The following is a 26284-nucleotide window of genomic DNA, read 5'->3' as shown; positions in this document are numbered from 1 at the left end:
TGTGCCGAATGAAGGTTAAGTTTTATGCCACATTCAGAAACCTCACGGGCAAGAAGGAGATTGAGGTTCATGGGGTCAGGACAGTCGGAGAGCTGATCGATTACATCTCAGAAAAATACAGTCCCAGGATAAAAGAAGAGCTGCTGCAGAGGGGGAGAAAGGAGATAAGCGGAATGATACTCGTCAACGGTCACAACATTCTGCACCTGAACGGGCTGGAGACCGAGCTCAAGGAGGAGGATGTTGTGCATGTATTCCCCCCGGCGGGTGGCGGCGATGGCCGTTGCTGAACTCTGCATTTTTCCCCTTGGCACCGAAACTCCAAGCGTTGGCAAATACCTGGAGCCTGCCATAGAGGAAATCAGGAAGAGCGGCCTTAAATACATGGTATGCCCCATGGGAACAGTTGTGGAGGGGGAATTAAGCGACATCCTTGAACTTGTGAGGAGATGCCACAGGGCGGTCCTTCGGGCTGGGGCAAAAAGGGTTGTTATAAGCCTCAAAGTTGATGACAGGACTGACAAAAAGCTCACGATTGAGAGCAAAATTGGTGTCTGAGGTGGCCGAGTACTTTGACAGAATCGCGCACCGCTACGACAGGTGGTATGAGACGGGAACAGGGAGATATGTAGACAGGACTGAAAAATGGCTCATCTTCTCAATGCTCCGGAGTGAAGGAGGGAGGGCTCTTGACCTCGGGTGCGGAACCGGCAACTATACCGCGGAGCTCCACAGGAGGGGCTTTTATGTCGTCGGACTTGATGCGAGTGAGAGGATGCTTGAGATAGCCAGGAAAAAGCTTCCATCGGTTAGGTTCATTCATGGAGACGCATACCATCTTCCATTTCCGGAAGAAAGCTTTGACGTTGTTCTGAGTGTTACGATGTTTGAGTTTATTCACAGGCCTGAAGAGGTTGTCGCGGAGATTTACAGGGTTCTGAAGCCCGGTGGGGAGGTAATCATTGGAACGATGAACGGCAGGAGCTTATGGTTCCTTTTCAAAAGGATCAAAAGCATATTCACCGAGACTGCGTATAGATATGCGAGGTTCTACACGCCCAGAGAGCTTGAGCGGCTCCTCCTTAACTCGGGCTTCCGTGAGGTTGAGAGTGCTGGTGTCATATTCTTCCCCTCCTTCTGGCCATTTCCAGCTCTGGCCGAGAGGGTGGACAGGAAATGCTACAGAAAGTGCAGGGGACTGGCAGCATTCGTCGCGGTGAGGGGTGTGAAGGATTGAGAGAAGAGATTCGCCTGATAACCCGGGAAGAGGCGTTTAAACGGGCTGAAAGGATTAAAAAGGAGTACGAGCTCATACACGGTGTTGAATTTGAAATCTACAGCAGATATCTTCCTCCGGACGTGCTGCTCCCCACCCAGGGAGAGCTCAGCGAGGCAAAGCTGCTCGTCGTCCTTCAGGAGATCAAGCACGGCTACGATGCTCCCATAATCGTCATTGAGTGCGGGGGAAAGTACTATGTGATAGACGGGCACCACAGGGCTTTTGCACTCAGAAAGCTTGGATTTCCGGAGATTGAGGCCATAATTCTGAAGCCAAAAAGAGACATCACCCTCGGGATCGCTGAAACTGTAAAGAGAAGGGGATTGAGGGGGCTGGACGATATAAAAATAGTGAGGGATTAACCCTCCCAGATAACGTACCCCTTCTTTGCAATGAAGATGGGTTCAATGCGTTTTCTGACAATAACAACCCCGTCCTTCCCGTATTTGCTGTAGAGCTTCTGGATATAGCTGTCAAACACATTCTCAGGCATTTTGGCCTGGGCTTTTATCCTGTTATCCCCTGCCTTTACACTCAGCCCCTGCTTCACAGGGATGTAGTCGATTATATCCATGTGGGGCTCAAGCTGGAATCTGTCCTGGTATATGTCCTTGCCGTTGGGGGTTACGTAGTACACGATGCTTGCCCTGAGGGTGAGGTTGGCGGTGTAGTCCCGCCTGAATGCAGCGGTGAGTTCAAGCGTCCCGCTCTTCCCCTCTCCAAGCACGTATGTGGGATCCACAACCCTGCCATTTACCCGTACCTTTCCGTCGATGACCCCGACAGGCCCATCCTGAATCAGGACAAACCGGTATTTTGTTGCATTTGGAACCGTCAGGTTAAACTGAAGCGGCGTTTCGTGAAGGTGATCCATGTTCAGGTTCCGGGCTATGGTTTTCTTCTCAACGAGCTTCGTTCCGTTGTATGCCTCAAAGAGAAGGGTGGCATCCTTTATGTCCCTTCCGAAGGCTGAGATGTAGAGCTTGAACTGATGCCTTCCAGGGGGGAGCTTCCCTCCGCCGAGAGCGGTGTATGCAATCTTCCACGTGCCGTTTTCAAGGCTCTGGATCATGTAGACCGCAAAGGGTCTGAACCTGTACGTTGCCACATCGCCGGCGCTGTGGACCAGCTGGAAGTTGGCAAAGAGTTTCTGGGCATCCCACTTCTCAAAGGAGAACGGGAGATGGAATGCGAGTCTCACAAAGTTGCTGAAGGCGATGTTCTTGTATGCCAGCAAACCGTAGTTCTGGAATATGTAGAGGACATAGGGTGCGCTGCCCGCTCCGCCCTGCACGATTCTGCCGGACCTCAGGTCAACAGTCATCATGGGCATGACGGCGCCGCCCCTCGTCTGGATGTAGTACTTCCTCGTCTGGTTGTCAAAACGGATTGCGGTCAGCGGGATTGGCTGAAACATTGGAGTGTTCCTGTATTCGCCGTAGTTTATAGCTCCTCCCAAATAGCTTATGGCGTTGAACTTGTAGATGTCCTGCTGCCAGAGTATGAGGTAGTTCAGCTCCCACGCCTCGAAGTCGACCTCGCTCCTGTTTCCGTAGTGGGAGAGGAAGTCCGCAACGATGTACCTCCTGTCATATGCATGTCCTCCATCGGTTGAAGCCCTTCTGTGGCTGAGGAGGGAGCTTTCAATCCAGTAGCCATAGTCCCACCATGAGGTCGCGCTGTCAAGCGGGTTACTGTTGTTTTTCAGCCAGAGGAGCGTGTTCTGCCATGATGGTGGCACGGCTTCTCCTCTTGAATAATATGAGGCTATCTGGTTCATGTGCTGTGCTCCAACGATGGGGAGCGGCAGGAAGAGAATTATCAGGAAAATTGAATACATGGCCTTTGTTGTGGGGGTGTCCTTCATGTTCTCCACGAAGAGGAAGAGCTCCCCGATGAAGATTCCTGCGAAGAGTATTATTGAACCTGACGCTTGGAATATGAACCTGACCGCCATAGCTAAGAGGTACAGGGAGGAAACGTAGTAAGCTACGAGGAAGACCTCCTTGTAGCCTGTTATATCCCCTTTCATGAGTTTGCGCACGAATCTAAGCAGAACGAGGAAAAATCCGCCGAGGGACAGGAAGAACACCAGTGCATCGCTCGTTTTGACGCTGTAGTACATTTTGATGTCCCTGAAGCTTGTCTTTGCCAGCTCCGCAACGGTCTGGTAGAGGGGATTGGACTGGTATGCCCCGCCCATGAACTTCCAGAGATCAGGGCCGAAGTAGAGGTAGGCCGCGGCAAATCCCAGAATCCCGACGGCGACGACAGCGGCAAATCTATGCTTCTTGTCTGAGTAGTTGAGCTTCAGCCTCTCTCCGTAGAGCATTACAGCTGACAATGCCACAACCGCAACAAAGCCCTGAAGGGCAAATACGAGGAAGCTTCTTATGCCGACTATGCCCCTGTAGCTGAGACCGAGGCTTATGACCAGTATAAGGAGAAATGCCGGATAGAACTCCCTTATGAATGTTTTAAGCTCCGCAATCTTGCCCCACGTGAAGAGCAGAATTGCATTTACCGCCATGAAGACCAGCAGTATTCCAATACCAAACTGGCTTCCGTTCCAGACGCTCGTAAAGGCCACTGATGTGAGGACAAAGAGTATCCCCCAGAGAGCCTTCTTCCAGTTAAAGCCCTTCTCATCGAGGTACATTGTCATGAATAGCACCGCATAGAAGAAGAACATCATGAAAGGCCCTTCACCCCTGCCGTTTCCTGACATGGTCTTTGTGAAGTTTGCGTAGGAGAACATCATTATCAGGGCCGCCCAGAGGCCTGCCCACTCTGAATGGAGCTTTCTGCCGAGGAAGTATGCTGCAATGATTGTCAGAAAGCCCACCAGTGCCGGCCACATCCTGTAAAAGCCCAGCTCCGTGATTCCAAATATGGCAAAGAATTTGTAGAGGGCTGCGGGTATCATGTATAACCCGAGGGAACCTGTTACCTTTATGCCCGCGGGAGGCTCAGCATAGGCAAAATACTTTGGAATCCACTCATGAACTGCCAGCCTGTACATTTCATAGTGGAAGAATGTGTCCGGGTCGACGAAGTACTTGAGCTGTGCGGTTTCCATCCTTATCCTGTATCCTATAAAGGCAACCAGAAGAACAATAAGGGGAAATCCATACATCTTGAATTTCTGATAGCTGAAGGGGATGTGGATTTCATCATCCTTCTCCTTCTTTTTCTTCTTTTCCTTAGCCTTAACCTTTGTTTTCACCATTCGGATCACCTCATTCAACGGTAACGGACTTGGCAAGATTCCTCGGTTTGTCCGGGTCGTTGCCTCTGAGGACAGCTAAGTGGTAAGCAAGCAGCTGGAGGGGAACCACATACACCACAGGACTCAGCAGCTCATCAACCTCCGGCATTCTCAGGAACACATCGCTTATCTTCCTGAGCTCATCATTATCTCCGAGGCTTATTATAAATCCTTTTCTGGCCTTGGCTTCTTCTATGTTCGAGACAATCTTGTCAAAGGTTTTTCCGGAGGGCGCCACCGCAACCACAGGGACGCCATCTTCAATGAGCGCAAGCGGCCCGTGCTTGAGCTCTCCAGCAGAGAGACCCTCGGCATGTATGTAGCTTATCTCCTTGAGTTTGAGGGCGCCCTCAAGGGCGGTTGCCACGCTTATTCCGCGTCCTATGTAAAAGAAGTCCCTCTTATCTTCAAGCTCCTCTGCGAGGGCTTTAAGCTCGTCTTCGTAACCCAGTACCTCCTCGATCAGCTCGGGGAGTTTATGAAGGTCCTCCTCCAGTGTGTTCAGATAATCCTCATCCACGGTCTTCAAATGCCTCGCGAGGGCTATCGCAAGCATTGTCAGGACGGTCAGCTGCGTTGTGTATGTCTTGGTAGCGGCGACACCGATTTCAGGGCCCGCATGGGTGTAGATCACGAGGTCGCTTATTCTCGTTGCCATGCTTCCGACAACGTTGACTATGCTGAGCGTCTTTGCTCCCCTCTTCTTCGCCAGCCTGATGGCCGCAAGGGTATCGGCCGTTTCCCCGCTCTGGGTGATGGCAATCACGAGAGTGTTCTTATCTATGACTCCCTCAGCCTCATATCTGAACTCGCTGGCCTCCTCAACAATCGGAACCTTTCTGGCCAGCCTCTGGAAGAGATACTTGCCGACGATGCCCGCGTGGTACGATGTTCCCATTGCAACTATGAATATCTTGTCGTATTCCGCTATCTCCTCCGCAATCCTGCCCATGAACTCAATATTTCCATAAATGGCCTCTTTCACAGCCTTTGGCTCCTCATGTATCTCCTTCAGCATGAAATGAGGATAGCCCTGCTTTTCGGCCATCTCAAGGCTCCAGTTTATTGTGTGCACTTCCTTCTCCCTGACGGCACCTGTCCTGAAGTCCTTAACAGTGTATCCCTCCTTGGAGAGGATCACATATTCGCCATCATCTATGAAAACCGCCCTGTTTGTGTAGGGCAGAAAAGCCGGAACATCACTTGCCGCAAACATCTCCCCGTTCCCTATTCCGAGGACGAGGGGACTTTCATGCCTGACGAAGTAGAGATGCTCCACATCCCTGGAATATATTATTCCCAGCGCAAATGAGCCCTTAAGCCTGTTCAGTGCGTTCCTGAGGGCCTCCTCAAAGTTCGCTGCGGTTTTAAGCTCTTCCTCAATCAGGTGTGCTATCACCTCGGTATCGGTGTCGCTCCTGAACACATGGCCCTTCTCCAGCAGCTCCTCCCTCAGTTCGAGGTAGTTCTCGATAATGCCGTTGTGAACCAGTGCAATCTCACCTGTGCAGTCCGTGTGAGGGTGTGCGTTCGTATCATCCGGAATACCGTGGGTTGCCCACCTCGTGTGTCCAATGCCCCTGTTACCCGGCAGTTCGGAAAGCCCGAGCTTTTTCTCAAGCTCCCCTATCTTGCCGGCGCCCTTCCTGATGTACAGCTCCCCGCCGTTTTCAGTAACGACCCCAACAGAATCATAACCCCTGTATTCAAGCCTTTTCAATCCGCTGACAATAACATCACAGGCTTTTCTATCACCGATATAGCCGATTATCCCGCACATGGCCATCCCCTTTTCAGTTACTCTCTGATTAGATAAGGGCACTCAGTTAAAAGTATTTCTCTTAAACGATTTCCGGGGAAAATTAACGGATTTTCATCAGGGTTTCTTTTCCCGGGGAAATGTTCAGCACATTTTCCCGGGGAAAAAGCTATATAATCAAACCCTTCCATCGGTAATGGGTGAAGGGATGGACAGGAAGCTCGATGAGTTCCTGAAACGCGGTAAAATCGAGATGAAATCAAACGGCAACCATAAAAATCGAAAAAAGAGGCTGCGTGCGCTCAGTTTGGAGGCGTTTCTCCCCGAGGAGCACGTGGAATATTTCAAGGCCCTCAGGATAGGCTCAAAGAGGATAAAAAATGCGAGGATAGAGGAGCTTTAGTTTTATGGCCCCGTCCCTATACCGAATCCCGCCCTCAAGCCCGGCGAAAGGCTCAGGATTCCGGCATGGCCTCGGCTATTATGGCTTTGTCCCCATACTGAAAGACAAACGCCCTCTTCTCGCCCCTCAGCCCGCTTTCAATTCTCCTCCTGAAGCTCCAGTAAGCGGTGTCAGGAATCGAAACCCTGAGAGTGGCCCTCCCGTAGCCGTTCTTTCTCAGAAAATCGTTTATCCTGACAGGATGGAACTTCGTGATTCCTGTTATGGTGTATGCCCTCTTGAAGTATTCGCTTTTAATCTCCTCGTCGCTCGTGGCAAGAACCCGCCTCTTCTCCCTGAGGAGCATGTGCAGAGTGCCCTTGACAGTGTGGAACAGCTCGTTTATTAAATCCGCATGGTCTATTGCCTGCGGAATTTCGTAGAGATACTGAAGGGGTTCGCCCCATTCGACTATATCCTCAAGATCAGGACTGCTCTCCAGCCTCACACCCTGCGGCAGGAGGACTGCACTCCTCTCCGCCTTCGCCAGAGGCTCAAGGTAGAAAGTTAGCCTGTTGAGGGCACCGAAAAGGTCTATGTATTCGAACTCCCCCCTCCACGGGATTTTCTCACGCCTTATCTGGGGAGGAAGGTCAAAGATGAACGCATCCGTCTTGTGCCTGTAGGCTTCGTACACCCTTAGGGGGCTTGGCAGGAGATCCTCCAGACGGCGTTCTGGCATCTGCGGCGGCCTTGCCGGGTCGGAGAACACAACCTCTGCATGCACCTGCTCGATAATTTCCCTGCTAAGGCTGTCCCCGTGGATAAAGTGTATCCTCTCACGAACCCCGTATTTCTCCGCATTTTTCTCGGCATAGAAGAGCTTCCGCTCGTCGATATCTATGGCATAAGCCTCTTCGGCATATTTCGCAAAGAAGATAAGCTGGATTCCAATTCCGCATGATACATCGGCTATACTCCCAGGTTTAACCCTACCTGCCCTGTATTCAGCGACAATCTCGTGGGTCGCATATCTGAGTCCCTCCATATCCATCCACAGGTCGGTGCGTGAGAACTTGTCCTTCGCCTTTATCCTGGCCCTAGCTATCTCGATTATTTCATCCGCGCTCTCCCGTGGAAGTTTTGAGCATATCTTCCTCTCATCATACCCTCTCCGTATCATATCCGCAGCAAGCTCTATATACTCCTCTATCTCCATATTCTCACCGCTCCCTCTTATGCGAAAAGGTTTAAAGAAATATCGTGTAGATTGGCAAGGGGTAAAATATGAATATGAGGAATGTGAACTGGAAAAAGCTCATCTTCATCCTGCTTGTAATTTTGATGGTGGGTGGATCATTCTATTACTCATACAAAACGGCCTCCAGCCCAAAGCTGCACGACTACATCGGTGATGAGGTCTGGTACGTCCCGGCCTCCAGGAACATCCTCCACAGGCTCGGAATAGCCGTGCACTACATCAACCGCACGAGCGGCGCGGAGGGCGTTAATGTAATCTTCTCAAGCGACCAGGACAAAAATGAAAACCAGCTGGCGGTGCTGCAGATTGCCGCCGCATACAACTACACCGTGTATAGCGACTACACAAATTTCCCCGCGGTCTACTTCGAAATTCCGGAAAAGAATCTCAGGCCCTTCATGGAAGCCCTGAGGTCAAAATACCCCGAGATTGATATTGTAACCGGATTCAGATATCCAGATAAGGACAACATCCAGAACTACCTAAACACAGAGCACCCCTTCCTCGGAAAGGACTTCATAATGCTGGGTATGAGGATAAGGGATGACCCGTTCTACTGGCGCCTGCCCGGGGTTATAGCCCTCGCAATCATCAACATCCTCGTGGTTCTAACCGCATACAGAATAACAAAGAGCTATCTGGCTTCTTTAATCGCCCTGCTCTTCTCGGCCGTCGACCCGACATTAATGGCAACCTCCGTTGCGGCAATGCTCGATATCTACGTTGCTCTTTTCGTCGCGCTTTTTGTGTACCTCCTTGTCTCCGGAAAGGACATCTCTTCAGGCTTTGCTGTCGGTCTTGGGGCGGCTGCAAAGCTCAATGGTGGATTTGGATATCCCGTGCTGTTTATAAAGCTTTTGAAGGAACGAAAAGGCTTCAAACATTTCCTGCTGTCGGGTATTATTTTCCCCGGACTTGGGTTCCTGATCCCGGAATTTCCCGCAATCAAAGCCCTCGGATTCAGGCTCTGGCTCAGATATTTCCTGGGGAGCTTCAGATGGCACCTCAGCTATAAGGGGCCCAATCCGAACACATCCCCGTTCTGGCAGTGGTTTGTCGACCTCAGGCCTTTCCCATTCCACTTCAATCCAAATGTCTTTGCGGAAACGGATCCATTCCTGCTCTCCGCCATGATAGTCTTCATTTTTGCCATCCCCTACATAGCCATGAAAAGGAAGAATGCGTGGCTGCCTCTGGCGGTCTTCTGGAGCACCATAGGCATGTTTGCCCTCCAGTATGCTCTCGGAGGGACAACCCAGTTCAGCTTCTACGCCACCGCACTTGTCCCGGAAGCAGCAGTCGTTATGGGGGTTGTCCTCTACGACATCATAAAGTGGGACTACTTCAGGGAGTCCATCAAAATCTACTGGGGCTTCATCACCGGGGGCTGGCGCTGGCTGAAAAGAAAAGTCAGTTCCTTAAGAAGCCGCCGCTGATTTCAGGATATTCTCTATTCCCTATTTCCCATCTCTTCAGTTTTCGGCTCTTTTGATTGAAAATACTGTGATTTTGATGATTATTGAGGGTTAGCTGCAGGATTTTATCCTGCTTTTATTTTCTTCGGAGCTTTTTATCTCTCGATAGAAAACCATTGTGCTTTCCATAACTGTCGAGAGTCAGCTGCCGGGATTTTACCCTGTTCTCTATTTTCTTCAGGGTTTTCCAGCTCCTCCTGACTATCGGCGGGAAATCACCGTGCTTCCTGTAATATTCTTCAAGAAATGCCCGGGTTCTGGGGTCGCTGGGATATCCCGAACCTATCTCCCCGTACTCCTCCCTGAGCTTCTCAATGGCCCTGTCCCTCCTCACTTTGGCGATGATCGATGCTGCGGAGACAGGAAGATACTTCTCATCGGCCTTGTGCTCCGCCACTATCTCAGGATAGAAATTCAGTCTTTTCCCTATCAGCTCTCCGAACCTCCCCTCATTCACATCCGCAGCGTCGATGTAGAGAACATCGGGCTTGATTTTAAGGGAGTTCAGGGCTTTAATGAAGCTATCAACTTCAAGCTCGTTCATAGTCCCCTCCCTGCCGTCTATCTCATCAGGCCATAATTCAATAATTACATAATCGTCTAAAACCTTAATTATTTCATTAAACAGGCTATCCCTCCTTTTCGGGCTCAGCTTCTTTGAGTCCCTGACACCGAGTTCTCCAAGCCTCTGAAGACCGCTTTCATCAACAACAACAGCTGCTATGACCAGCGGACCTATAACGGGCCCTCTCCCAGCTTCGTCAATGCCTCCAAGCTTCATTTTTTTCACCTCCTGAACAGCAGAGCACCGTAGATTAAGCCGAGCATTATCGTTGCTATGCCGCTTGGGGGAATATCCGTCCGGTATGCCATCAGGATTGAGAGCAGTTCAACTCCCAGCGTTAAAAAGAGGCTCACGCCGAGGATTTTTCTTATATTGGAGCTAACCATCATTGCGATGGCACCGGGAAGGACAGCTATGACCTGCAGTGTTATCAGCCCCACCGTCTTGACGATCAGCGCCCCTATGGCACCCACCATGACGTAAAGCAGCATCAGATATGCCCTCACATTACCCCCGTAGCTCTCAACACCATCCGGATCAAAGCTCACATACAGGAAGTCCCGGTAAAGGAGGAGCATGAGAAAGAAGATAAGAGTTCCTCCAATCACCAGGGCCAGCAAATCGTTCAGCGTTATCAGGAACACCTCCCCTGTGAGATAGGAGACTATGCTCTCGCTGAAGGGAAAATAGGGTTTCTCAGCCATCACCTTATAGAGAACGCCAAAGGCGAGAACCGTCAGTCCCGCAACAAAGCTTGCCACAATGCCGACAGCGGCATCCGGTGCAAAACCTCTCTTCTCCAGCTCCGCTATCGCGAGTACCACCGCAATTGTGATGATCAGGGCCGCCCACATTACCATACCCAGATTTCCAAGAATCAGACCCAGAATCATCCCCAGAACAGCCCCGAATAGCAGGGAATGGAAGGTAGCATGGGTCAGAAAGGCGAGGCCCTTCATGTTTATCAGCGGGCTCAGCAGGCCGAGCAGGACGCTTATCATCACACTCGCAAGGAGGGCTCTTATGAGATACTCCGGAATCATGGCTGCTCACCCTTCAGATGCAGATGCACATCCCCAGTTATGCAGTAAAGCCTGCTCTCAACTTTAATTGCCCTTGCAAGCGGGCCATAAACACTTTTGATCACCTCGTCTCTGAGAACCTCCTCAGGGGTTCCGAAGGCTATCAGCTTTCTGTTGATCAGCATAACACGGTTCCCGATTTCCATCAGGGGATTTATGTCATGGGTGGCTATTATCATTGTCGCGCTTTTCTCCCGCTTTATTTTTCCCAGAACCGCGGCAACTTCTGCCCTTGCGGATGGGTCAAGGGCTGAGAGCGGCTCGTCGAGCAGGAGGAGCTTTGGATTTGATATCAGTGCCCTTGCGAGAAGAACCCTCTGCCTCTGCCCGCCGCTCAGCTCGCTGAACAGCCTTTCCGCCACATCATCCAGTCCCACAAAACTCAGAGCCTCTCTGGCCCTGCTCAGAGCTTCCTCCGGAACCCTGAAATGGAAGAAGCCTTTTTTGTAGATGGCACCCATTGAGACAACTTCGATGGCCTTTAAAGGCACGAGTCCATTTAGGGAATGGCTCTGCGGGACATAGGAGATGAGCTCTCTCGCATCCTCCGGCGTTTTTCCGAAAACAAGCAGCTTCCCATGGTAGTTCCTGTGGAATCCGGCAATCGTTCTCAGCAGTGTGGTTTTTCCGGCCCCGTTGGGCCCGAGGAGGAGCAGGGTCTCGCCTTCTTCAATCCTGAAATTCAGGCCCTCCACCGCTGTGTATGATTCGTAGAGTATATCAACGTTCTCTGCTGAAACTGCTTCCATCATCTCACCCCTGGAGATACCGCAGATATCAGTGGATTAAAAGCGTTTTTAAACTTTAATATTCCAAATGGGGCACAGATGTGTATTTCCAGTGCAAAAATTTTTAAATGCCTGCCAGCTATCATAATTAGAAAATTTTTGCAAGGCTTAAGCTTATAAGGGCATATGATGAATCACTGGAGGTGATGCTCATGGCATACTACAGAGGTAGAAAAAAAAGGAATAACAGACGGGTTGAAGGGGATGAGGTTATCAGAGTCCCCCTGCCAAAGGAAGGACAGCTCTTTGGAGTCGTGGAACAGGCGCTCGGCGCTGGCTGGATGGACGTCAGATGTGCCGACGGAAAGATAAGAAGGTGCAGGATTCCCGGGAAGCTCAAGAGGAGAATGTGGATTAAGGTGGGCGATGTTGTAATAGTTCAGCCCTGGTCGGTTCAGACAGACAAGAGGGCGGATATAGTCTATCGCTACACCAGAACCCAGGTTGACTGGCTTCTCAGGAGGAACAAGATAACGAGGGACTTTCTTACCGGCGGCCTGATGCTGTGATGGCTATGGATGAGAGGCTTGAACGGGAGATAGAGGAACTCCTGGGTTTAAGGGAGGAGAGGATAAAGGACAGCGAGCTCTATAAAGTTTTCAGCGAGGTATTTGATAAAACGACACTTGAAACCCTGGAATACTTCCGCAGGAGAGGAAAAATTGAGGAAATTTCAGGTGTTATCTCGACAGGAAAGGAGGCCAATGTCTTCAGGGGGATCGACAGGGACGGCAAACGGGTTGCCATCAAGGTTTACAGGACGTACACGACGGAGTTCAGGAGAATCTGGGAGTATCTGGCGGCGGATCCAAGGGTGGGCTATCTGCCAAAGGACATGAGGAAGCTCGTCTTTATCTGGACACGGAGGGAATTCAAAAACCTGCAGAGGGCCATTAAATATGCCGTCAGAGCCCCCGAGCCGGTGGCTTTCAGGAACAACGTCCTGATAATGGAGTTTATTGGGGACGAACTCCCCGCCCCCCGGCTGAAGGATGTGGAACGCACGCTCCGGAGGGAGGATTTCGAGGAACTCTACAGCTTCACGATCAGGGCCATTGAACGCCTCTGGAAGAGGGGCGATATGGTGCACGGAGACCTGAGCGAGTACAACATACTCCTCTGGGATTCCCCCGTGATAATTGACTGGTCGCAGGCAACTGTTAAGAGGAATAAGATGTCCCGCTCACTGCTTTACCGGGATTTGAGGAATATAATCACCTATTTCGGCAGAAAGGGTGTTGGAGTGGATGATCTGGAGGAGAAGTTTAGAGAGCTGGCGGGTGAGTGAGATGGATGAGTTCGAGCGGCTCCTGAAGAAATACGAGAACGTGGATAAAGAAGGCAGGGTAAGGAGAAGGGGAGAAATCGAGGAGTTTGAAGCCCTTGGCGAGCAGGAGGAGTTCGTGAGAATTCCCAGAGAGAGGGTGGGTGTCCTCATAGGAAAGAAGGGTGCCGTGAAGAAGGAGATTGAGAGGAGGACGAAAACCCGGATAGAGGTGGACAGCGAAACGGGTGAAGTTTTCATAACCTCCACAGAGGAGACCGAGGATCCGCTGGCGGTGTGGAAGGCGAGGGACATTGCAACCGCCATAGGCAGGGGTTTCTCACCCGAGAGGGCATTCCGCCTGCTGAATGAGGGCGAGGTTCTGGAGGTCATCAACCTCACGGACATCATCATAGGCAATGACAAAAACGCGCTCCCCCGGGTCAGGGGGCGGATAATCGGAAGAAAAGGCAGGACAAGGGAGATTATTGAGGAAATGAGCGGCGCCGATGTTAGCGTCTATGGGAAGACCGTCGCCATCATCGGCAATCCCCTTCAGGTTGAAATAGCAAAAACCGCTATAGAAAAGCTTGTGCGCGGTTCTCCCCACGGAACCGTGTACAGGTATCTCGAACGGAGGAAAAAGGATCTGGAGCTTGAGGGTGATGTCTATGAACGTGTCTGACCCCGGCAGGGGCACTGACAATCCAGCCTGCAGGAGGGACATGTGATGGCAAAAGCCAGTAAGGAGCTTTTTAAGGAGTTCAAAATCCAGAGCGTTAGTGAATTCTTCAGAAGAAATGCCGCCATGCTTGGTTATACCGGAAAAATTCGTTCTCTGACAACGGTTGTCCATGAGGCGGTAACAAACTCTCTGGATGCATGTGAGGAGGCAGGAATTCTGCCCTATGTCAGGGTTGAAATCGAGGAGCTTGGAAAGGAGCACTACAAGATAATCGTGGAGGACAATGGCCCGGGAATCCCGGAGAAGTTCATAACCCACGTCTTCGGCAAGATGCTGGCCGGAACCAAAGCGCACAGGAACATCCAGAGCAGGGGACAGCAGGGTATAGGCATAAGCGGTGCGGTAATGTTTGCACAGATTACGAGCGGAAAGGCCACGCGCGTGATAACCTCAACAGGCGGGGATATAATCGAAGCATGGGTGAAAATTGATGTGGAGAAGAACGAGGGGAAAATCGTCAGGAAGCAGAAGAAACCGAATCCCACCGGATGGAGGGGCACGAGGGTTGAGCTGGAGGTCAAAGGCGTAAGATATGTGCGCTCAAAGCAGGGCGTCTTCTGGTATCTCAAGCTGACCGCCATAGCCAACCCCCACGCCCACATCGAGCTCATAGAGCCTGACGGAAAGCTGATAACCTTCCCGAGGTCGAGTGATGAGGTTCCAAAACCGCCCGTCGAGATGAAACCCCATCCAAGGGGAGTTCTGACCGATGATGTCTACAGGATGGCCAAAAAGACGAGGAAAAACAGCGTAAAGCGCTTTTTAATCAGCGAGTTTTCGAGGATAAGCGACAGGAAGATCGACGAGCTTGTGAAGTACATGGCGGCCCTCAGGCTGATAAAAACGGAGGAGGATAAAAACGTCAGGAACCAGCTCTACGAGAGGCTCATGAACGGAGAAGTGGATAAAGTCCTCAAGAGCTTCAGGGGCTACCGCAAAGTTCTCAAGCAGGTCGCAAAGATCATGGAAAAGCCCCCGGAGAAGCTCGATTGGCACGAGGCCGAGGAGATTGTTGAGGCATTTAAGTACATGAAGTTCCTCGCTCCGCCGACTCACGGCCTCAGGCCGATAGGGGAGGAGAACATTGAAAAGGGACTCGCCGGAATTCTGAAGCCCGAATTCGTCACAGCGGTTACAAGATCCCCGAAGGTCTACCGGGGCGGAATACCCTTCCAGGTTGAGGTCGGACTGGCATACGGCGGGGAGCTTAATTCGGGCTTCGACCTCCTCAGATACGCCAACAGGGTTCCTCTCCTCTTTGATGCGGGCTCCTGTGTGACAACAGCGGCGGCCAGGAGTATAGAGTGGAGGCGCTATAAGGTCGACGACATAGAGAGAGCCCCTCTAGCCCTCATGATAAACGTCATCAGCGTCCATGTTCCCTACACATCAACGGGAAAGCAGAGCATAGCCAGCGACGAGGAGATAATGAACGAAATCCGTCTTGCGATAATGGACGCCGCGAGGAGGCTGCAGACATACCTGAGCGGAAAGCACCGCAGGCTTTACCAGGTAAAGAGGAGGAGGACGTTTGAGAAGTACCTCCCCGAGATAGCCCGCTCGCTCAGTGTTCTCACAGGGGAACCCGAAGATGCCATTGAGAGCTACTTCCGCAGGCTCGTGGAGGAAAGGTTTAGCGAGACAGAGGTGGAGGTTGAGGCAAATGCCTAAATCAAGAGCAATAGCAATTAAGAAGTCGAGACCCAGGGAGAGGTTTTCCTACGATCCCCGGAAGGTTCTTGCCAAGCTTGAGGAGCTCGGAAGGGAAATCCTTGAATCCGTCAGGCAGGGCCGTAATCCCTATTTTGACATTCCGACAAGGGGCATCAACAACGTCTACTTCGACGAGAAGAGAAAGGTCATCAGGATGGGCGACAAGCTCTCCCGCAGGTATTTCCTCAACGTTGCCCATACGAGAAAGTTCATGCAAACCCTGCTCATCTCGGCATATGTCAAGAGGCTCGTGAGCGAGGGCAAGCATGCGAGTCTCAGAGAAGCATACTATGCGAACAAGCACACGATTCCCGGCACAAAGGAGAACACATTTGAGGATCAGAGGGAGAGCGACCCCATCATAGAGGACCTTGAGAGAATGCTTGGCGTTCTGCGTGAGGAGATGCATCTTACAGCGGACAGGAGGGGTTATATCTACGGGAACATTGTTATCAGGGACGGTGAGGACGAGTTCAACACCAGCAAGCTCGGCATGGGCGGCTGGGCCGTCCCGGGAACGGTCGAGCACCTGCACTTCGTCGAGGTCAACGTGGACTACGCTCTGGTCGTCGAGACCGCAGCTATGGCCGACCGTCTGATTGAGGAAAAGTTCCCGAAGAAGGAGAAAGCGTTAATCATAGCGACGCAGGGACAGGCCTCAAGGGGCGTCAGGCGTTTAATCCACAGGCTTCACTACGAAGAAGGCCTCCCCATCATAGTCTTCACGGATGGCGACCCCTACGGATGGTATATCTACTCCACGATAAAGCAGGGCTCCATCAACCTCGCATACCTCAGCGAGAAACTCGCAACGCCGGAGGCGAGGTTCGTGGGGATGACCATGGATGACATTGAGCGCTACGGCCTCAGGAACGTCACCGAAAAGCTCAAGGGGGTTCCGCCAAACAAGAAGGGCGGCCCGACGGGCGACTACAAGAGAATTATGGAGGAGATGAACTACCCGTGGTTCCAGAACAGGGAGTGGCAGAGGCAGCTCAAGATGGCTGTCAAAATGGGCGTCAGGATAGAGCAGCAGGCCCTGGCAAACAAGAGCCTTGAGTTTGTTGCCAGAAAGTATCTGCCCGAGAAGATAGAACGCGGTGAGCTGCTGCCATGACGACAACCGAAGAGCTCGTCGCCCGGGTGAACAAGATACTGGACGATATCGGGATAGATATGACAGGGCTATTTGAGGAGTTTGAGCCCTCCTCCATAGCTTTTTATTTGAACAGAAACCTGGGCCTGCTCCAGGATCTGGAAGACGAGCTCTCAAGGAGGGTTGGTGAGACAACGCCCTCGGTCAGGGGGCTGGACAGGGCAAACAGAGACCCCCACATCCAGTGGATTTACAAGAAAAAGCACAACCGTGTTCTGGCCCTTGAGAGACTCCGCTCCGCCATAACCGCCCATAAGATGGCACTGGCTTTGATAACTGCGAACTATACCTTCAGGGCAGGGAAAAAAGAAATTGATGTCAGGGAGATAAAGAGCCCCGGCGGTGTCAGGGCGGAGAGAAAGCCCGTCCAGATTGGACGTCTTGAGACCCTTCCCCACCTGGCATATTCAGGCGATGTTCTGCGCCTGCTCGGCCATGAGAGCAGGGATGTGAGGGAGACCTTTAAGTTCATCAAGGCCAAGCTCCGGGAGAAGGGCGTCGTCAGGATGAAGAGCCTGCGCATTGAGGTGGAGTACTGGGACAGGAACAGGCTGAAAAAGGCGAGAATTGATTTGCCCGCTGACTCGGACATTGAATCCGAGCTGAGGAGGAGGTACGGAAAACGCTTCCGCTGGAGGGTTCTCAGCCTGGTCAAAACAAAAGGGGTTCTGATCAACAACCACTACACGGTCGATAATCTGGCCCTGGCGTATTCCTCGCTTGACCCGGAAAAAGGGGCAAAGCTCCTGGGCATTGACCTCTTCCGCTACTATTTCCTGACATCGGAAAACGATAGAGAAACCCTTGGCCTCTATCCGGATATAAGGCTCTGCATAGACTGCCATTACTCCATATTTGATCTCCCCTTCGCCGGAGAGAAGGGCTTCAGAACCGGTTACGGCAGTATGTTCATTATCAGGAAGTGCGAGATGGAGAAGCTTCTGAGCGGCAGGAGGAGCGAGCTATCAAACCTGCCCAACTACCTGCTCGGAGGGGTTCTGCTTTATGGGATGAGCGATTATGATGAGAGCAGGGTTGCGGAGATTCTTTTAATACCCGAGGATGAACTGGTTGAGGCCATTCGCAGGTTTGTTATTTCGGGACTTCACAAAACGCTGTTTGCTGATGCCGGCAAGTTTGAGAGGTTTATGCCGAAGAGCGATAAGGCGAAGAGGTTTTTGGAGCTCCTCCAGGGGTGAGATGATGAGGGTTGAGATAAAGGCGAGGAATAACGAGGAGCTTTTGAGGAAGATAGACCGGTTCCTGAATGAGGATGTTACGGAGGTCTACGTCAACCTGAGGCCGACGAAGGAGATACTCGTGAGAATCCTCGAAAATGCCCCCAATGTCAGGGTTATAGGCTGTCCCCCAAGTCTGTATCCCAAGGTCTCCAAGAAGGCCATAAATGCACTCTCCCAGATGGGAATAAAGCTCATCCCGGTTGGCTATTCAAGGGGAAGGCCGAGGAAATATGATGAGAAGACGCTCTCCCTGATAAGGCGGATGGTGAGACAGGGCAAAAAGCCAAGGGAGATCAGCAGGGAGCTTAATATTCCCCTGAGAACCCTCTATTACATGATAAACGGAAGGTAGTTCTGCTATGAGGAAATACTCATTCCTCCTCCTGATTTTTCTGATGACCCTCATTCTGGCCGCCACGGAGAGGCACGGGGTTAGCTCCGTGAATGTCGAGTGGGTCTACATTGCCAACGGCTTTCTTTTCTTTGCAGTTTTCGGTTACATCCTCAAGGCCCTCTTTGAGGGGAAATTAAACCTCAGACGGGCTCCATACAGGAAGCACAGCACAATGGATACCGTAAGGGCTGTTATAATCTCCCTCGCAATTGTTGTGGCCGTTTATATGCTCCTGAACCCGGTCAGGAGAAAATACCCGAAGAGCTGGGCGCCAAAACCTGCGGTCTATCATTTCAAATTCTTTGAGGACGCCCTGAAGGTTACGCTGCAGCCCCTCCCATGGTACGTCTACCTCATGCCCTTTCTGATTCTGGCGGGCATACTCCTGACAGTCAAAAGGAGGCACCGGGAACTCCGGGAAGAGTATAAATTTGAGCCCTCCATGACATTTGACACGATAGAGGGAACAGCGGAGGAGAGGATAATCCGGATGTATAAGAACGTCGTTGCGGGACTCGTTCTCAAAGGTTACCCCTACCAGAAGAGCTGGACCCACTGGGAGCACGAAGCAAAGCTGAGGGAAATATTCCCGGACCTTGAAGACCTCGACAGGCTAACGAGGATATTTGAAAAGGCCAAGTATGGGAAGAGGCTCGCTGAGGGGGATATTGACCGTGCAAAGGAGAGCTATGAGAGGCTCATGGAGTTTTTGAGATAGCTTTAAAACCTGCCGGGATTATGCCCAAGCGGGGTGAGAATATGGTCGTTGAGACTCAGGAGGAAAAACCCGCGATAATGGAGAGGCTTCACCGTGTCGGCATCACCAATTTGAAGACGGTTGCGAGGATCAACTGGAAGGGGAGAACCTACACTTTCATCCCGACCTTTGAGATCACGATAGACGTCCCCGCCGAAAAGAAGGGCATCCACATGAGCCGGCTGGTTGAGAGCATAACAGAGGCCATGAGCGAGGCCGTTGAGGAGGAGGTTATGAGGGCCCACACCTCGCTTGAAGAACTGGGGAGGTGCATCATAGGCCGCCTTGAGGGCAAGCATTCCCACAAGAGAGCGGAGGTCTGGATAAGAACCCACCTGATAATCCCCCGTGAAACGCCGGCGAGCAGAAAGACCAGCTACGAGCCCTACGACGTTGAGGTCGGCGTTATCAAGAGCGAGAATGGGAGCTTTGAGAAGGTGCTCCGCGTCAGGGTAATCGGCAACACCGCCTGTCCGCACGCGATGGCAAACAACAACGGAAAGACCCACATACAGAGGGCTGTAGGGGAGCTTGAGGTCAGAACCACCTTCGACGAGGAGATAGCACTTGAGGACATGATTGACGTGGTCGAGAGCTCGTTCAGCCATCCGACCTACACCCTGCTGAAGACCGTCGATGAAAACGCCGTCGTGCAGGGGATGTTTGCCAACCCGAAGTTTGTCGAGGATGTGGCGAGGGAGATATTCGCCAAGGCGAAGGAGAGGTTCAAGGGCAGAATCCACGTGAAGGTTATAAGCAACGAAAGCATACACAAGCATGACGTTATAGCCGAAACTTGGAGCTGAGGGAAAAGCTTTTCACCTTTTATTCAGATGACTGAAATGGTGAGAGCATGGGGGTTACCATAAACGAGATTCTTCACAGGATAGACGAGATAGAACGGTTCCTTAGAGAGCTTATAGAGGTCAACCTTCAGCTGATCGAGGAGGCCGAGCCGGAAGAATGGGAAAAAGAAGCCATTGGAGAACGCAGAAACGATGAGTTCCTTGAGTGGGACGTGGTAAAAGATGAGCTTTGAGAATAAGGTTCTGATAAGCAAGAAAGCCCTGAAAGAACTCCAGAGCATTCCACAGAGCGAGAGAGGTCTAATAAAGGACAGAATATCAAAGCTGGCCTTCTTTCCCCTTGCCCATCTCGATGTTCAAAAGCTTAGGGGATATGAAAACGTTTATCGCCTCCGTGTTGGTCAGTATCGCGTGATTTTCGAATACCTGAAGGAAGATAGAGTTGTTAAAATCCTGAAAATTGGCAAGAGGGAGAATGTTTACGAGGGGTAACTTATAGAGCGACGTGGAGCTAATGGTTCGAGACTCAACCCTATCCCTCTTTTCTTAGTTATGATAAACACGGATACTTGCGCTATGTCGTGATCATGCCACAGCATCACCGATTTTTTTGGAATTCATACTTTAATCCCGAAGTAAAAGTTAAATAGGTATGGGAGTAATAAAAGCCATCCGACCCGGCATACTGATTATTCGGGAGGAGGGTCTTAAATGCCGCGGGTGAAGAGAGGGGGCCTTTGCTTCATGCTCCTTGCAATATTGCTTCTAACGCCAACTGCAATGGCGGCACCTTACTGGGCCAAACCGGGGGTCTATATAAAATATGCAGCCATGAGATATGACCCCTACATCAAGTACATGATAGAGAAGGGGAATCCGCCCAGAGCCATCAACACGGCAGAGCTCATGTATCTGTACAGGGGAATCCTGTTCCGCATATATGCCAAGAATGATACAAACGTAACCTTCCGCTTTCTCGGGGAGGAGAAGGGCTACATGACAGTAGCTCTGGAGATAGCGATGAGCAATGTAACAATAATGACCATAGTGAGGAAGGACACGAAGATACCCCGTTTCTGGGACGAGAAACAGGTCATCTGGGAAAAGATTGAAAAAAGCCATGATGTTGGTTTTCTCGACTGTATCTGGCCTCAGGTAAAGCTGAAAACTCTGGAGATAAGAAAGCTTTACAGGATAAGACTGAGCGATGGAACCGTTTTTGATATGAACGGCACGGCTTACGGTCATACAATCCTCTGGGTCAACACAACGAATCCCCCTGCCCCCGGCAGCATCTTCGGAAAATGGAGGGAGAGCGTGATAACGGTTTATAACACCTCAACACCGAGAAAAAGCGTCATGACATACTACCGCAAATTCGGACCGCCTGTAATGGTGATGCTATTCTCCGTACCGGACATGAACCTCAGCCAGCGCGTGGATTCCCAGAGAAATTACACCTTCTTCTCAATGACAGTTTTTGGGCCTTCAGGCAGTGCCATTTATGACCCCTCAAGCGGTATGGTCATAGCTCCGGTGGCATATGCTTTAGGTGTTATACCCGATCTGAGGGCAGCAGGAATTGTTTTTGCCACGTTTACAGATGAACATTCGGCCTATCTGGCTTTGGCAAAGCATGACTTCAGCTGGGCATCAGGCCTCGTGCTGTATAGAACAAATGCATGGCTCGGAGGGGTTGAGAGACTCCCGTTTCCAAAGCCCAGGACTCAGAGTGAGTATGTTTTCTACGCTTCGCTCCTGATACTGGCTGTCTCCGTAGTCAAGAAAGCAAGGAGGTGAGACTGTGGGAAGGCTATACACACTCTTCAAATGGGAAGTTGAGGATGCTATCAAAAACGTTCTCCTGTTCTTCGGGATTGTCCTGATAGGTCTGGCCATGAAGGAGAGCCTGATGATGGTAACCCAGACATCCCCGGGAGGATTTGGACTTCTTACGGAAATCCTGAGGAAATGGCGATACGGGACGTATCTGGTGGCCAGCAGCATAAACAGCGAACTAGCTCTTTCCGATGTGTGGTATCTGATGAGCTTCATAATCCTTCTTCTCGGGGCACTAACCTTCCGCTATGACAGGGACAGCGGCGTTGCCTTCTCGGTCTATTCCCTTCCCTACTCAAATACGGAGATATTCACGATAAAACTGCTGTCCTTCCTCCTGTACTCCTTCCTCCTTGCAACCGTGCCGTTTATTTACATCACCATCACGAGCTATGCAGGTATTTCAAGGCATCTGCCGGATATAACCTCCAGTTTCCTGGTGCTGGCTCTGATACTTCTGACATTTGGCATTCTGTATATCACCTCAATAGCCACGCTGGTCTCTCTTCTCTCCCCCAATGCGTTTCTGGCGGTTATAGTAGGTTTCGCGGTTATATATGCCTCAAAAATACTGGGAATGTCAGGAATTCCACTTCAGCTTTTTATTGACGCCATATACCGATGCGGCAGTTCGGATTTTGCAATTACAGCACCCAGCTATCTGGGATGGGGGCTGGCATTCCCCCTGCTGCTTTTTACGGCCTCACTTCTTCTGGTCAGGAGGAGGGATGTTGCATGAAGTTCTGGGCCGCCCTACTCTCAGCGTTGCTTATCCTTAGCATATCATCCATCGTAATATATCACTCATACGAGGATACGGTTGATTCAACGACCCCGCTCTACCTGTATCTTAACAAGCGCACAAATGAAACCGCCTCATACAACTGGGGCTCCATAAAACTGCCAACGCGTGCTCTGGTTCAGGTCTCATGCAATGGAGAGGGAAACCTAGTTATCTATGACGGGATAACGGGGAAGGTGGTTGACAACAGGAGCATTTTTGGCCATGCCGAATATCAGTTTATCATACCCCACGAAGGGGAGTACAATGCTGTGAATTCCAAGATGGACACAACCCTTGTGTGTTCCTTCCGGGTTATCAAAAACTACCCAACCAAAGCCGTTCAAAACGCCCTCTACCTCAGCGGTTCAGCCTTCGCGCTCCTCCTGGCATTGGTCGTGTGGAGGTGGGGCAGGTGATAATCGAGGCAAGAGACCTGAAGAAACACTTCGGGAGCATTCACGCCCTCGACGGCATAACTGTTGAGATTCCGGAGGGAATCACGCTGATCCTCGGCCCCAACGGCGGCGGAAAGAGCACCTTCCTCAAGCTCGCAACCGGAGTTTATCGGCCGAGTGCCGGAGAAATTAGGGTATTTGGCGAGAACCCCTGGAACAACTGGAAGGTCAAGAGGCGGTTTGGAGTTGCCTACGACCCTCCCGCATTTCCACAGTTCACGACCGGCAGGGAGTGGCTCACCCTATTCGCCGAGAGCAAAGGGTTCGGTGAAGAGGAGGTCGAGAGAACTGCGGAGCTCTTCGAGGTTCGGCCTTTCATCGATAAGAGAATAAACGGCTATTCCTCCGGAATGCTGAAGCGCCTCTCACTTGCACAGGCCTTCATCGGAAGTCCCGAGCTGATATTCCTTGACGAGCCCCTGGCGAACATAGACTTCGACAGCATGGAGAGGGTTATTGAGATAATCGATGAAATGAGCGGGAAGACCAACTTCGTTGTCATAAGCCACATCTGGGAGCCGCTGATGCCCCTCGTGGACTGGGTTCTCGTCATAGGAAACGGAAAGCTCGTTTTGAGCGGAAAAGCTGATGAAGTGCAGGGGGAGGTAGAAAAGCTGTTCAAACCGCATATAAAACGCTCAAAGAGTCCCTCACCCTCCGGGCAGGCCTGATAAAGATGAATCGTTAATCTTTCCTTCCATGGTGATCAGCTGCCTGCTTCTCGGGACGGGAAGAGGCGGAGACCACAGGCTCTTCAAAACATTAAGCGGTTCGGGTGCCCCGCTGGGAAAGATTTATAACCCAACTTTTTAAGTGAGTGTTGAACAAGCTCATCAAGAGATAGTAGGTGGTTTGAATGGGAAGAAGAGAAGAGTTAATTGCGAAAATCAAGGAATTAATGACCCAGCCCGAGAGAATCAGGAACATGGGTATTGCCGCTCACATTGACCACGGTAAGACGACGCTGAGCGACAACCTGCTCGCCGGTGCTGGAATGATTAGCGAGGAGCTCGCCGGAAAGCAGCTCGTCCTCGACTTCGACGAACAGGAGCAGGCGAGGGGAATTACCATCAACGCGGCCAACGTTTCAATGGTCCACCCGTATGAGGGACAGGAGTACCTCATCAACCTCATCGACACCCCGGGCCACGTCGACTTCGGCGGTGACGTTACTAGGGCAATGCGTGCAATAGACGGAGCCATCATAGTCGTCGACGCCGTCGAGGGCGTCATGCCGCAGACCGAGACCGTTCTCAGGCAGGCTTTGAGAGAGTACGTCAAGCCCGTCCTCTTCATCAACAAGGTCGACAGGCTCATCAAGGAGCTCAAGCTAACCCCCCAGCAGATGCTTGAGAGGTTTGCCAAGATCATCACCGACGTAAACAGGCTCATCAAAAAATACGCCCCCGAGGAGTTCAGGAAGGAATGGTACGTCAACGTCAACGATGGAAGCGTCGCCTTCGGTTCGGCTTACTACAACTGGGCGCTGAGCGTTCCCTACATGCAGAAGCACGGCGTCTCATTCAAGGACATAATCGACCTGACGAATGCCAACGACTTAAAGACCCTCAGAAAGAAGGCCCCGCTCCACATTGTAGTCCTCGATATGGTCGTCAAGCACCTCCCCAACCCGCTTGAAGCCCAGAAGTACAGGATTCCTCACCTCTGGAGGGGAGATGTTGAGAGCGATGTGGGTCAGGCTATGGTCAGGTGTGACCCGAAGGGCAAGATGACGATGGTAGTCACGAAGATCATCATAGACAAGCACGCCGGTGAGGTCTCAACCGGCCGTGTCTGGAGCGGTACAGTGAAGACAGGTCAGGAGGTTTTCCTCATAAACGCCAAGAGAAAGGCCAGAATACAGCAGGTTGGTATCTACATGGGGCCGGAAAGGGTCAACATGGAGGCCGTTCCTGCCGGAAACATCGTTGCAGTTACCGGTCTGCGCGACGCCATGGCAGGTGAGACCGTCTCGCAGGAGCAGATAGAGCCGTTCGAAGCCCTTCACTACACCAGCGAGCCTGTCGTTACCGTCGCCATCGAGGCCAAGAACGTTAAGGACCTTCCAAAGCTCATCGAAGCTTTGAGACAGCTCGCCAAGGAAGACCCGACGCTCCACGTCAAGATAGATGAAGAGACAGGCCAGCACCTCCTCAGCGGTATGGGTGAGCTCCACCTTGAGGTCAAGCTCGTCAAGCTCAAGGAGGACTGGAAGCTTGAGGTCGATGTTTCGGAGCCAATCGTTGTTTACAGGGAGAGCATAACGAAGCAGAGCCCGATAGTCGAAGGAAAGAGTCCGAACAAGCACAACAGGTTCTACATAATCGTTGAGCCAATGCCCGACGAGATTTATGAGGCCATCCATGAGGGCTTCATCCCTGAGGGCAGGCCGAAGGACAAAAAGGCCGTCGCCAAGAAACTGGCGGAGCTTGGAATGGACTACGACATGGCCAAGGGCATCGTGGATATCTATCAGGGCAACATGTTCTTCGACAACACAAAGGGTATCCAGTACCTCAACGAGGTCATGGATCTGCTCGTCGACGGATTCCACCAGGCGATGGACGAGGGGCCGATGGCGAGGGAGCCAGTTATGAAGGTCATCGTCAGGCTCGTTGATGCAAAGATACACGAGGACAACGTGCACAGGGGCCCTGCCCAGATTTACCCTGCTATAAGGACTGCAATCCACTGCGCCATGATGAAGTCCAACCCGGTGCTCTATGAGCCATACCAGAAGGTCATCATCAACGTTCCCTACGAGTACATGGGTGCGGTCAGCAGGGAGATCAACCAGAGGCGCGGTCAGCTCATCGACATGAGGCAGGAAGGCGAGGTCATGATCATAATCTCGGAGGCCCCGGTTGCGGAGATGTTCGGATTCGCCGGAGCCATCCGTGGAGCGACGAGCGGCAGAGCTTTATGGAGCACCGAACATGCGGGCTTCAAGCGCGTTCCCGGGGAGCTGGCCATAAACATCATCAGGCAGATCAGGCAGAGAAAAGGCCTAAACCCCAACCCTCCGACGGAGAGGGACATCTGCCCGCAGCAGTGATGCTCCCTATCGGGAGCTTTTCTCTTCTCGCTTTTCTACCGCCAGACGGATTTAATCGGAAAGACCTATAACTGGTCCACCCTCCGCCCCGAACTGCCATCACCCAGTAGTTAACTTTTTAAACCCCGCTCGGTATCTCCCTTTGGACTCATGAGGCTCTCCCGGAAAAGCGGGTTTCCCGTTCGAGAGAGCCGAGGTTACGAAAGCTTTAAAAAC

Annotated in this window: 29 protein-coding genes; 22 read left to right on the top strand and 7 right to left on the bottom strand. The window is 51.6% G+C overall.

Annotated features, from left to right (window positions below; all coding sequences use genetic code 11):
- Positions 1–8 precede the first annotated feature (8 nt).
- Genes ACYQ27_RS06570 through ACYQ27_RS06555 form a run of 4 tightly spaced genes read left to right on the top strand, consistent with a single transcriptional unit; the run spans position 9 to position 1641 of the window.
- Positions 9–290 carry a ubiquitin-like small modifier protein 1 gene (locus tag ACYQ27_RS06570; RefSeq protein ID WP_456395812.1) on the top strand — a complete coding sequence of 94 codons (282 nt, stop codon included), beginning with the start codon at positions 9–11 and terminating at the stop codon, positions 288–290.
- Positions 277–558 carry an MTH1187 family thiamine-binding protein gene (locus ACYQ27_RS06565; protein ID WP_456395814.1) on the top strand — a complete coding sequence of 94 codons (282 nt, stop codon included), beginning with the start codon at positions 277–279 and terminating at the stop codon, positions 556–558. The genes ACYQ27_RS06570 and ACYQ27_RS06565 overlap by 14 nt, the downstream gene beginning before the upstream one ends.
- A gap of 1 nt (position 559) precedes the next feature.
- The gene (locus ACYQ27_RS06560; RefSeq protein WP_460041313.1) at positions 560–1237 is read left to right on the top strand and encodes a class I SAM-dependent methyltransferase; all 678 of its coding nucleotides are present in this window, start codon (positions 560–562) and stop codon (positions 1235–1237) included.
- Positions 1234–1641 (top strand): ParB/RepB/Spo0J family partition protein, encoded by a 408-nt coding sequence (locus ACYQ27_RS06555; RefSeq protein WP_460041312.1) that lies wholly within the window; start codon positions 1234–1236, stop codon positions 1639–1641. Before ACYQ27_RS06560 ends, ACYQ27_RS06555 begins: the two co-directional genes overlap by 4 nt.
- Here the strand turns inward: ACYQ27_RS06555 and ACYQ27_RS06550 are convergent.
- Together ACYQ27_RS06550 and glmS are read right to left on the bottom strand one after the other, a co-directional pair.
- On the bottom strand, positions 1638–4508 hold the full coding sequence (locus ACYQ27_RS06550) for a peptide transporter (protein WP_460041311.1): 2871 nt from the start codon (positions 4506–4508) through the stop codon (positions 1638–1640). The genes ACYQ27_RS06555 and ACYQ27_RS06550 overlap by 4 nt on opposite strands.
- A 10-nt stretch (positions 4509–4518) precedes the next feature.
- A complete protein-coding gene (gene glmS, locus ACYQ27_RS06545) occupies positions 4519–6327 on the bottom strand; it encodes a glutamine--fructose-6-phosphate transaminase (isomerizing) (protein ID WP_460041310.1) in 1809 nt (602 codons plus the stop codon).
- 187 nt (positions 6328–6514) lie between these two features.
- Here glmS and ACYQ27_RS06540 point away from each other — a divergent pair, with 187 nt between their 5' ends.
- Entirely contained in the window at positions 6515–6709 is a 195-nt protein-coding gene (locus ACYQ27_RS06540) for a PCNA-inhibitor (RefSeq protein ID WP_456395821.1), read from the top strand.
- Positions 6710–6761: 52 nt separating this feature from the next.
- Here the strand turns inward: ACYQ27_RS06540 and ACYQ27_RS06535 are convergent, their stop codons facing one another.
- Positions 6762–7907 carry a methyltransferase domain-containing protein gene (locus ACYQ27_RS06535; RefSeq protein WP_460041309.1) on the bottom strand — a complete coding sequence of 382 codons (1146 nt, stop codon included), beginning with the start codon at positions 7905–7907 and terminating at the stop codon, positions 6762–6764.
- 68 nt (positions 7908–7975) lie between these two features.
- On the opposite strand from ACYQ27_RS06535, the gene ACYQ27_RS06530 reads away from it, so the two are divergent.
- Positions 7976–9385 (top strand): dolichyl-phosphate-mannose--protein mannosyltransferase, encoded by a 1410-nt coding sequence (locus ACYQ27_RS06530; protein ID WP_456451988.1) that lies wholly within the window; start codon positions 7976–7978, stop codon positions 9383–9385.
- Between the two features lie 115 nt (positions 9386–9500).
- Here ACYQ27_RS06530 and rnhB read toward each other — a convergent pair whose 3' ends face one another.
- The 4 genes from rnhB to ACYQ27_RS06510 are packed head-to-tail and all read right to left on the bottom strand — an operon-like array spanning position 9501 to position 11945.
- A complete protein-coding gene (gene rnhB / locus ACYQ27_RS06525; protein ID WP_460041308.1) occupies positions 9501–10205 on the bottom strand; it encodes a ribonuclease HII in 705 nt (234 codons plus the stop codon).
- A gap of 5 nt (positions 10206–10210) precedes the next feature.
- Positions 10211–11032 (bottom strand): metal ABC transporter permease, encoded by an 822-nt coding sequence (locus ACYQ27_RS06520; protein ID WP_456451984.1) that lies wholly within the window; start codon positions 11030–11032, stop codon positions 10211–10213.
- On the bottom strand, positions 11029–11820 hold the full coding sequence (locus tag ACYQ27_RS06515) for a metal ABC transporter ATP-binding protein (protein ID WP_460041307.1): 792 nt from the start codon (positions 11818–11820) through the stop codon (positions 11029–11031). Before ACYQ27_RS06515 ends, ACYQ27_RS06520 begins: the two co-directional genes overlap by 4 nt.
- Positions 11820–11945, bottom strand: coding sequence for a hypothetical protein (locus tag ACYQ27_RS06510; RefSeq protein ID WP_456451980.1), 126 nt, complete (start codon positions 11943–11945; stop codon positions 11820–11822). The genes ACYQ27_RS06515 and ACYQ27_RS06510 overlap by 1 nt, the downstream gene beginning before the upstream one ends.
- 66 nt (positions 11946–12011) lie before the next feature.
- On the opposite strand from ACYQ27_RS06510, the gene eif1A reads away from it, so the two are divergent.
- The 16 genes from eif1A (at position 12012) to ACYQ27_RS06430 (ending at position 26068) form a co-directional block, all read left to right on the top strand.
- Positions 12012–12368, top strand: coding sequence for a translation initiation factor eIF-1A (gene eif1A, locus ACYQ27_RS06505; protein ID WP_456395854.1), 357 nt, complete (start codon positions 12012–12014; stop codon positions 12366–12368).
- On the top strand, positions 12368–13147 hold the full coding sequence (locus ACYQ27_RS06500; protein ID WP_456395828.1) for a serine protein kinase RIO: 780 nt from the start codon (positions 12368–12370) through the stop codon (positions 13145–13147). Before eif1A ends, ACYQ27_RS06500 begins: the two co-directional genes overlap by 1 nt.
- 1 nt (position 13148) lies before the next feature.
- Positions 13149–13808, top strand: coding sequence for a KH domain-containing protein (locus ACYQ27_RS06495; RefSeq protein ID WP_456395830.1), 660 nt, complete (start codon positions 13149–13151; stop codon positions 13806–13808).
- 45 nt (positions 13809–13853) lie between these two features.
- On the top strand, positions 13854–15539 hold the full coding sequence (gene top6B / locus ACYQ27_RS06490) for a DNA topoisomerase VI subunit B (protein WP_456451978.1): 1686 nt from the start codon (positions 13854–13856) through the stop codon (positions 15537–15539).
- Positions 15532–16698 (top strand): DNA topoisomerase IV subunit A, encoded by a 1167-nt coding sequence (locus ACYQ27_RS06485; RefSeq protein ID WP_460041306.1) that lies wholly within the window; start codon positions 15532–15534, stop codon positions 16696–16698. The genes top6B and ACYQ27_RS06485 overlap by 8 nt, the downstream gene beginning before the upstream one ends.
- Positions 16695–17936, top strand: a complete 1242-nt coding sequence (locus tag ACYQ27_RS06480) for a DUF530 family protein (RefSeq protein WP_456395836.1) — start codon at positions 16695–16697, stop codon at positions 17934–17936. The genes ACYQ27_RS06485 and ACYQ27_RS06480 overlap by 4 nt, the downstream gene beginning before the upstream one ends.
- Before the next feature lie 4 nt (positions 17937–17940).
- A complete protein-coding gene (locus ACYQ27_RS06475; protein ID WP_456395838.1) occupies positions 17941–18330 on the top strand; it encodes a DUF1699 family protein in 390 nt (129 codons plus the stop codon).
- Between the two features lie 7 nt (positions 18331–18337).
- Positions 18338–19090 carry a DUF4129 domain-containing protein gene (locus ACYQ27_RS06470; RefSeq protein WP_460041305.1) on the top strand — a complete coding sequence of 251 codons (753 nt, stop codon included), beginning with the start codon at positions 18338–18340 and terminating at the stop codon, positions 19088–19090.
- Positions 19091–19131: 41 nt separating this feature from the next.
- Positions 19132–19935 (top strand): GTP cyclohydrolase IV, encoded by an 804-nt coding sequence (locus ACYQ27_RS06465; protein ID WP_460041304.1) that lies wholly within the window; start codon positions 19132–19134, stop codon positions 19933–19935.
- Positions 19936–19982: 47 nt separating this feature from the next.
- A complete protein-coding gene (locus ACYQ27_RS06460) occupies positions 19983–20168 on the top strand; it encodes a hypothetical protein (RefSeq protein ID WP_456451970.1) in 186 nt (61 codons plus the stop codon).
- Entirely contained in the window at positions 20158–20427 is a 270-nt protein-coding gene (locus ACYQ27_RS06455; RefSeq protein ID WP_460041303.1) for a type II toxin-antitoxin system RelE family toxin, read from the top strand. Before ACYQ27_RS06460 ends, ACYQ27_RS06455 begins: the two co-directional genes overlap by 11 nt.
- A 219-nt stretch (positions 20428–20646) precedes the next feature.
- Positions 20647–21735, top strand: a complete 1089-nt coding sequence (locus ACYQ27_RS06450; protein ID WP_456454200.1) for a hypothetical protein — start codon at positions 20647–20649, stop codon at positions 21733–21735.
- 4 nt (positions 21736–21739) lie between these two features.
- Positions 21740–22513, top strand: a complete 774-nt coding sequence (locus ACYQ27_RS06445; protein ID WP_460041302.1) for a hypothetical protein — start codon at positions 21740–21742, stop codon at positions 22511–22513.
- Positions 22510–22974 carry a hypothetical protein gene (locus ACYQ27_RS06440; protein WP_456454204.1) on the top strand — a complete coding sequence of 155 codons (465 nt, stop codon included), beginning with the start codon at positions 22510–22512 and terminating at the stop codon, positions 22972–22974. The genes ACYQ27_RS06445 and ACYQ27_RS06440 overlap by 4 nt, the downstream gene beginning before the upstream one ends.
- Positions 22974–23684 carry an ABC transporter ATP-binding protein gene (locus tag ACYQ27_RS06435; protein WP_460041830.1) on the top strand — a complete coding sequence of 237 codons (711 nt, stop codon included), beginning with the start codon at positions 22974–22976 and terminating at the stop codon, positions 23682–23684. Before ACYQ27_RS06440 ends, ACYQ27_RS06435 begins: the two co-directional genes overlap by 1 nt.
- Positions 23685–23869: 185 nt before the next feature.
- Complete coding sequence (locus ACYQ27_RS06430) at positions 23870–26068, top strand: elongation factor EF-2 (protein ID WP_460041301.1); 2199 nt, start codon at positions 23870–23872, stop codon at positions 26066–26068.
- The last annotated feature ends 216 nt before the right edge of the window (positions 26069–26284 follow it).

The organism is Thermococcus atlanticus, from assembly GCF_054657855.1.
This window is presented reverse-complemented; position numbering and strand designations above follow the sequence as displayed.

Coding starts and splice junctions, on each gene's coding strand:
- ACYQ27_RS06530 (WP_456451988.1), top strand. CDS start 7,976: ATGAATATGAGGAATGTGAACTGGAAAAAGCTCATCTTCATCCTGCTT.
- ACYQ27_RS06520 (WP_456451984.1), bottom strand. CDS start 11,032: ATGATTCCGGAGTATCTCATAAGAGCCCTCCTTGCGAGTGTGATGATA.
- ACYQ27_RS06550 (WP_460041311.1), bottom strand. CDS start 4,508: ATGGTGAAAACAAAGGTTAAGGCTAAGGAAAAGAAGAAAAAGAAGGAG.
- ACYQ27_RS06470 (WP_460041305.1), top strand. CDS start 18,338: ATGAGGAAATACTCATTCCTCCTCCTGATTTTTCTGATGACCCTCATT.
- ACYQ27_RS06485 (WP_460041306.1), top strand. CDS start 15,532: ATGCCTAAATCAAGAGCAATAGCAATTAAGAAGTCGAGACCCAGGGAG.
- rnhB (WP_460041308.1), bottom strand. CDS start 10,205: ATGAAGCTTGGAGGCATTGACGAAGCTGGGAGAGGGCCCGTTATAGGT.
- eif1A (WP_456395854.1), top strand. CDS start 12,012: ATGGCATACTACAGAGGTAGAAAAAAAAGGAATAACAGACGGGTTGAA.
- ACYQ27_RS06515 (WP_460041307.1), bottom strand. CDS start 11,820: ATGGAAGCAGTTTCAGCAGAGAACGTTGATATACTCTACGAATCATAC.
- ACYQ27_RS06540 (WP_456395821.1), top strand. CDS start 6,515: ATGGACAGGAAGCTCGATGAGTTCCTGAAACGCGGTAAAATCGAGATG.
- ACYQ27_RS06430 (WP_460041301.1), top strand. CDS start 23,870: ATGGGAAGAAGAGAAGAGTTAATTGCGAAAATCAAGGAATTAATGACC.
- ACYQ27_RS06570 (WP_456395812.1), top strand. CDS start 9: ATGAAGGTTAAGTTTTATGCCACATTCAGAAACCTCACGGGCAAGAAG.
- ACYQ27_RS06460 (WP_456451970.1), top strand. CDS start 19,983: ATGGGGGTTACCATAAACGAGATTCTTCACAGGATAGACGAGATAGAA.
- ACYQ27_RS06475 (WP_456395838.1), top strand. CDS start 17,941: ATGAGGGTTGAGATAAAGGCGAGGAATAACGAGGAGCTTTTGAGGAAG.
- top6B (WP_456451978.1), top strand. CDS start 13,854: ATGGCAAAAGCCAGTAAGGAGCTTTTTAAGGAGTTCAAAATCCAGAGC.
- ACYQ27_RS06450 (WP_456454200.1), top strand. CDS start 20,647: ATGCCGCGGGTGAAGAGAGGGGGCCTTTGCTTCATGCTCCTTGCAATA.
- ACYQ27_RS06455 (WP_460041303.1), top strand. CDS start 20,158: ATGAGCTTTGAGAATAAGGTTCTGATAAGCAAGAAAGCCCTGAAAGAA.
- ACYQ27_RS06565 (WP_456395814.1), top strand. CDS start 277: ATGGCCGTTGCTGAACTCTGCATTTTTCCCCTTGGCACCGAAACTCCA.
- glmS (WP_460041310.1), bottom strand. CDS start 6,327: ATGTGCGGGATAATCGGCTATATCGGTGATAGAAAAGCCTGTGATGTT.
- ACYQ27_RS06440 (WP_456454204.1), top strand. CDS start 22,510: ATGAAGTTCTGGGCCGCCCTACTCTCAGCGTTGCTTATCCTTAGCATA.
- ACYQ27_RS06510 (WP_456451980.1), bottom strand. CDS start 11,945: ATGATAGCTGGCAGGCATTTAAAAATTTTTGCACTGGAAATACACATC.
- ACYQ27_RS06500 (WP_456395828.1), top strand. CDS start 12,368: ATGGCTATGGATGAGAGGCTTGAACGGGAGATAGAGGAACTCCTGGGT.
- ACYQ27_RS06465 (WP_460041304.1), top strand. CDS start 19,132: ATGGTCGTTGAGACTCAGGAGGAAAAACCCGCGATAATGGAGAGGCTT.
- ACYQ27_RS06495 (WP_456395830.1), top strand. CDS start 13,149: ATGGATGAGTTCGAGCGGCTCCTGAAGAAATACGAGAACGTGGATAAA.
- ACYQ27_RS06480 (WP_456395836.1), top strand. CDS start 16,695: ATGACGACAACCGAAGAGCTCGTCGCCCGGGTGAACAAGATACTGGAC.
- ACYQ27_RS06535 (WP_460041309.1), bottom strand. CDS start 7,907: ATGGAGATAGAGGAGTATATAGAGCTTGCTGCGGATATGATACGGAGA.